General features: G+C 74.3%; 5 protein-coding genes and 1 pseudogene. All 6 read left to right on the forward strand.

What is annotated here, in order from left to right:
* Window positions 1-483 precede the first annotated feature (483 nt).
* Window positions 484-2,721 carry a CLIPPER-2 domain-containing protein gene (locus DSZ44_RS10515; RefSeq protein WP_110852567.1) on the forward strand — a complete coding sequence of 746 codons (2,238 nt, stop codon included), beginning with the start codon at window positions 484-486 and terminating at the stop codon, window positions 2,719-2,721.
* A 101-nt stretch (window positions 2,722-2,822) separates the two neighbouring features.
* Window positions 2,823-3,458, forward strand: a complete 636-nt coding sequence (locus tag DSZ44_RS10520; RefSeq protein WP_181424604.1) for an alternate-type signal peptide domain-containing protein — start codon at window positions 2,823-2,825, stop codon at window positions 3,456-3,458.
* Window positions 3,459-3,535: 77 nt separating this feature from the next.
* Window positions 3,536-4,123, forward strand: coding sequence for a signal peptidase I (locus tag DSZ44_RS10525; protein ID WP_110852569.1), 588 nt, complete (start codon window positions 3,536-3,538; stop codon window positions 4,121-4,123).
* The gene (locus DSZ44_RS10530) at window positions 4,120-4,737 is read left to right on the forward strand and encodes an alternate-type signal peptide domain-containing protein (protein ID WP_181424605.1); all 618 of its coding nucleotides are present in this window, start codon (window positions 4,120-4,122) and stop codon (window positions 4,735-4,737) included. Before DSZ44_RS10525 ends, DSZ44_RS10530 begins: the two co-directional genes overlap by 4 nt.
* Window positions 4,734-5,438, forward strand: coding sequence for a SipW-dependent-type signal peptide-containing protein (locus DSZ44_RS10535; RefSeq protein ID WP_110852571.1), 705 nt, complete (start codon window positions 4,734-4,736; stop codon window positions 5,436-5,438). Before DSZ44_RS10530 ends, DSZ44_RS10535 begins: the two co-directional genes overlap by 4 nt.
* Window positions 5,435-6,019, forward strand: a pseudogene (locus DSZ44_RS10540) (hypothetical protein); the annotation flags it as partial. The gene DSZ44_RS10535 and the pseudogene DSZ44_RS10540, both read left to right, overlap by 4 nt.

Raw genomic sequence — 6,019 nt, forward strand, 5'->3', positions numbered from 1 at the left:
AGCTCCGCCCGGCAGGTGGGGACGCGGGCGGCCCCCCATGGCCGCCGGGATCGCACGGCGTTTGTGATCGGCGCCAGGCGTGAGTCCCGTACCGGCTCGGTGGCCGGCGAACGGGGTCGTCCTTCGGGACGGCCCCGTTCGCGCATCCCTGCTCGGCATGTGGACATCGGGCCGACCCGTGGCGCGGTGTCCGTGCTGCCGAGCGCCGCGGGAGAGCGCTCCTCCAAAGGTGGGGGTGAGCGGAGGGTGAGTCCTACGAAAGCATGCCCCACCCTCCTCCTTGGGCGGGATGACGCCATTTCCTGGTGGAGCGCGCCGTGGGTGCGCTTCCATATCTCTCACCCCGAGGCACCCCGGGCTCCCCGCGGCTAGCCCGCGCGTCCCTCGGCGGTCCTCTCCCTGTCACTCGCCGCCTGCCCCCGCAGCGGTCCGCCCGGCTGGTGTGCTTCCCCTCATCATCGATCACGGGCGGAGCACGACACCATGAAGCACCGAGCCACAACCGGCAGCCGGGCCGGGCGCACCTCGCGCCTCGGCCTGACGGCCCTCGTCACCCTGGCGCTCGTCGTCAGCGGGACGGGATCCGTCGCGAGCGGCGAGCCCGGTGATGCTGCCGAGCAGGTCACGCCCACGCCGGCGACCGTCCAGCTCCCCGAGCAGGACGGGCCGGACGAGGCCCCCGCGCCTGCCGTCGAGGAGGAGGTGCCCGCCCTCGAGGAGCCGGCGTCGGTGCTCGAGGAGCAGGCGCCCACCGTCGAGGAGCAGGCGCCCACCGTCGAGCAGCAGGTGCCTGCTGCGGACCCGACGGCGCCCACGGCCGAGCGGGCACCGGTCGCCCCCGTGCCGGCCACCGGTGCGGGCACCGCCGGCGCAACGGCACGGTCCGTCGCGCCGTCCGCCGTGCCGGGCGCGAGTGGCACATCGGCCGTCATCACCGTCCAGGTGGGCGGCGACCGGACCGCCGCCGCCACCGTGGGGCCGCTCGCCGGCGTGCGCCTGCGCCTCCACGACGGTGGTGCCGCGGGGCCGGCCTCGCCGGTCTCGGGGAGCTGGGCGACGTGCGTGTCCGACGCGCAGGGTGAGTGCAGCTTCGTCGTCCCCCAGACGCAGCAGGCCGTCTACCGCAACGGTGAGTGCACCGTCTGGTTCCTCGGGTGCTGGTCGTACGAGCAGGTGCTCGTCTCCCCGGCGGGCGTCAACCGGGACCGCCAGTTCTGGGTGGTGCAGGAGTCGGCCCCCGCCGGCTGGTACAGCAACCCCGCTCTCGTCACGGGCGTCCCCGGCTCCCTCCGGTCCACCCCGTACGTCGCCCGCACGGGCCGCGAGCTGCGCGCCGGCTCCACGTACGCCGCGGCGACCACCACCATGGACGGCAGCTCCGGTGACAACCTCACCGCCACGGGCGGGCGCTGGCAGGTCTCCCGTGCCAACCCCCGCCTCCCGCAGACCTGCGACGCGGGCATCGACGTCGCGCTCGTCCTCGACCTGTCCGGCTCCGTGGCCGAGGCCGGCGCCGTCGGCGACCTCAAGGCCTCCGCCATCGCCTTCGCCGAGGCGCTCGAGGGCACGGGCTCACGTCTGTCGCTGTTCACCTTCGCGCAGAACGCGCCCCGCTCCTCGTCCGCCGCGGGCAGGAACTACCCCGAGCTCATGCCCGTCGACGGCAACCTCGCCACGATCCGCAGCAGGATCAGCTCCTACACCGCCTCCGGCGGCACGAACTGGGACCGCGGCATCCACCAGGTCGCCCAGGACGGCCAGTCCTTCGACCTCGCCATCGTCATCACCGACGGCATGGCCACCTACTCCGGCAGTCCCGCCGCGGGGCCGGGCAACGTCACCCGCCTCGTCGAGACCGAGCAGGCGATCTTCTCCGCCAACGCGCTCAAGGCGAGGGGCACCCGCGTCCTCGCCGTCGGGGTCGGTGACGGGATGGAGGGCGAGGCTCTCAACCTGCGTGCCGTCTCCGGGCCCACCGCCTACGTCCCCGGCACGCCCGCCGGCGCGGCCGACCACGTCCAGACCGGGTGGCGCGAGCTCGCCGGCCTGCTCGAGACGCTCGCCAAGGGGGCCACCTGCCAGGCGACCATCACGGTCGACAAGGTCGCCGAGCCCTACGGCGGCACGCCCGGGCCCGGCGCCGGGTGGACCTTCGCCGCCACGCGCACCGCCGGCAGCGGGACCCTCACGGCGAACGGCCCGCAGGTCACCGGACCCACCGGCACCGTCGGCTACACGGTGCAGTTCACCCGCCCCGACGCGACCGCGGCGACCGTCCGCCTCGAGGAGCGGATCTCGCCCGCACAGCGTTCCGAGGGCTGGGACCTGTCCGGCCTCACGTGCACGGCCAACGGACGGCCCCTCACCGTCACGCGCACCGGGGACGGCACCACCGTCCGCGTGGCCGTCGGCGACGACGTCACGTGCACCTTCACCAACACCCAGACCCGCGAGCCGGGCGTCGAGATCCTCAAGCAGGCGTGGGACGCCCCCTCCGCCGCGGAGCTCGCCGGCGCCCGCGAGCTGAGTCCCGGCTCCGCGGTGACGAGCGGCTCGACCGTCACGTGGACCTACACCGTCCGTAACACCGGCCAGACCCCCCTCTCCGACGTCGTCGTCACCGACGACCAGGGCGTGGTCGTCCGGTGCCCACGAGCAGACCTCGCCGTCGGCGACCACATGGTCTGCACGGGCTCAGGGCCCGTCAACCCGCGTCCCTGACCCTCCCCCCAGCTGCCCGGGCCCTCCGCTCGGTCAGGTGCCGGCGCGCACGCGCCGTCACCGAACCTCCAGTTCGATCACACCTAGCCAAGGACATGAACATGAACAAGAAGACCACGGGCATCGTCGCCGGAGCCGCTGGCGCGGCCCTCCTCATGGGCGGCGCGACCTTCGCGCTGTGGAACGACAGCGCAGAGGTCGCCGGTGGCGCCATCACGGCGGGCAACCTCGACGTCGAGGCCGGCACCGTGTCGTGGCAGGACGTGTCGGCGGACCGCACCCAGGGCGACCACGAGATCAACCTCGACACCTTCCGCATCGTCCCCGGTGACACCGTCGAGGGCACCCTGCCCCTCAGCGCGGCCCTCGAGGGTGACAACCTCGCCGCCGAGCTCTCCCTCGACAAGCTCGGTGTCACCGGCGACGGCCGGCTCCTCGCCGAGCTCGCCGAGCACGCCACCTACGAGGTGCGCCTCGACGGCGAGACCATCGTCGACGCCACCCCGCTGGCCGCGGCGCAGCCGCTGCGGTTCGCCTCGGCGGACAACTCCCAGAACGTGGCCGCGCTCCACACGCTGCCCGCCGCGCTGACCGACGCCCCGAACCTCGAGGTCGTCCTCAGCGTCACCTTCGACGAGGACGTCGCCGAGCGCGACCTCGTCGAGGCCAAGGCCGCGCTCAAGGCCTTCGACGTGACCCTCACGCAGGTGCGTGACGGAGGCGTCGGCGGCTTCTGAGCGCACCCGGGTGGGGGCACGCACCCCCCGGCGCGCCCCCACCCGTTCCCCCGCCCCACCCCCGAGGAAGGAGCACCATGGCCACGACCGTCGCGGCCCCCGGCACGACCCCGGCTCCCGAGCAGGCCCCCACCGGCACGTTCTGGCGGGCGGTCCTCAGCGGGACGACCGCCGTCCTGCTCGTCGCGCTGCTCCTCCTCGCCGCCGCCGTCGCCGTCGTCCCCCGCGTGCTCGGCGGTGCGGCGCTGACGGTCCTCACCGGCTCCATGGAGCCGACCTACTCGCCCGGCGACATGGTCGTGGCGGTCCCGCAGGCGGAGTACGAGGTCGGTGACGTCGTCACCTTCCAGCCCGTCGCGGGGGACCCGACGCTCGTCACGCACCGCGTCGTCGGTGCCACCCTCGGCGCCGAGCCCGCCTACATCACCCGCGGCGACGCGAACGGCGCCGACGACGACCCTGTCTCGCCCGAGCAGGTCATGGGCCGGGTCGTCTACCACGTCCCCTACGTCGGCCACCTCGCGGGTGCGGTGGGCCCCAACCGCGGCGCCGTCGTCACCGCGGTCGCCTGCCTCCTCATCGGGTACGGCAGCTACCTCGTCATCGCAGACTCCCGTGCCGGCCGCCGCCGCGGCCCCGGGCAGATCACCACAGGAGAGTCGTGACCACTCGTCCCACCCCACGCAGAGCCCGCGGGCGCCGGGGGTCGCTCTTGCTCGTCGCCGGCGCCGCACTCCTCGCGGGCGCCGCCGGCGCAGGCGGCACCGTCGCCCTCTGGCAGGCCGCAGCGGACCTGCCCCTGGGCGCCATCACCGCCGGCAACCTCGACATCGACACGGTCGGTGAGACCGTCTGGCACGACACCTCACCGGACGTGCCGGGGACGCCGCGGCGCATCGATCCCGCCAGCTTCCTCGCCCGCCCCGGCGACTCGCTCCTCGCGAGCCAGCGGCTCACCACCGAGCTCGAGGGCGACAACATGCGCGGTCGGCTCACCGTCGGCTGGGAGCGGGAGCCCGTGCTGCCCGAGGGCGTGCGCGCCACCTACTCCGTGCGCGACGCGGCCGGTGACCCTCTCGTCTCCGACGTCCCGCTCGGCGAGGATCGGCTCGTCGCTCTGGACGACGACGGACGTGTCCTCACCGTCGAGGTCGCCATCACCCTGGGTGAGGGCACGAAGGACCGGGTCGGGGCGGACGCGGCCGCACAGCTCACCGACCTCGGGACCGTCGTCGTCGACCTCGAGCAGGTCCGGTCCGGGGAGGGCTTCGCCTCATGACCACGACACGACACCGCACGGCACTGACGGCCGCGGTCGCCGGCGTCGCCGGCGCCTGCCTCGGCGTCGGCGGGGTCTCCCTCGCCCTGTGGAGCGACTCGGCGACGCTCGGCGGCACCGTCGCCGCCGGCTACCAGTCCTTCGCCGTCGGGGCGCCCGGCGCCACCGTGCCGGCCCCCACCGGAACCGCGGTGCGCACCGTCGGCCCGCAGGAGGCTGCCAAGCTCGTCCGTGACGGCGAGCTCGCCGTCCCCGTCCAGGTCGACTCCGTCAGCCAGGGCAACAAGGGCCTGCACTACGTCGTCAGCCCACCGGAGGACTGGGGCAGCGGGGTGTTCGGCAGCGCCGACATCGCCCTCTTCCCGGTCGCCTCACCGCGCGACTGTCGCACCGAGGTGCTCTCCCCGCAGAGCCTGCCCGAACCGAGCGGCCTCGAGTCCACCCCCGTCCCGAGCACGTACTCCACGAGCACCGGACCGGTGACCGAGCACTGGTGCCTGTACGCCAGCCACGACGGCGCGCCGGAGGTGGGCGAGTACGCCAACACGGCACGGGTGAGCGCCCGTCCCCCCGAGGGGCCGGTCGTCGAGGCGGAGGACACGTGGGACGCCGTCGTCGTCGCCCGGCTCGACCCGGCCGCCGAGCCGGTCCACGCCATCACCTTCACCTCCACCACCTTCCGTCCCGGGGAGCAGCCGTGAGCCGAGTTCTCAGCACCGTCGCCGTGGCGGCGCTCGCCGTCGGCCTCAGCGCGGGCGCAGCGCACGCGGGCACGCCCTTCGACGAGGCGATCCACATGTCGTGGGACGGCACCACCTACACGGGGGTGACGACCGAGAGCTTCCTCGGCACGCCGGTCGCGGTGCCGGGCGACTCCGCGAGCCGGACGGTGCTCGTGCGCAACGACGGCCCGGCGACGGGCACCCTGCGCGCCAGCATCGTCAACGTCGACCTGCTCGACCCGGCGGCCCCGGACGTGCACCACGCGGGCGGCGAGGACCTGGGCAGCTTCTACGACGACCTCGTCCTGCGCTGGCCGGGAGGCTCAGCCTCCTTCACCGAGCTCGACGCGAACGGGGTGACCCCCGTCCTGGAGGTCGAGCTCGCCAAGGGCCGGGAGGTGCCCCTCACGGTGGGGTACGAGCTGCCCGCCGAGGCTGTCTCGGGCAACCGCGCCAACGTCGAGCCGCGTGAAGCGTCCTTCGACGTCCTCCTCGAGATCGGTGCCGAGCTTCCCCCGGAGTCCGGGGTGGACCCGGCACCGGTGCCCACCGAGACGCAA

The sequence above is a fragment of the Georgenia satyanarayanai genome, assembly GCF_900116375.1.
GTDB lineage: Bacteria > Actinomycetota > Actinomycetes > Actinomycetales > Actinomycetaceae > Oceanitalea > Oceanitalea nanhaiensis.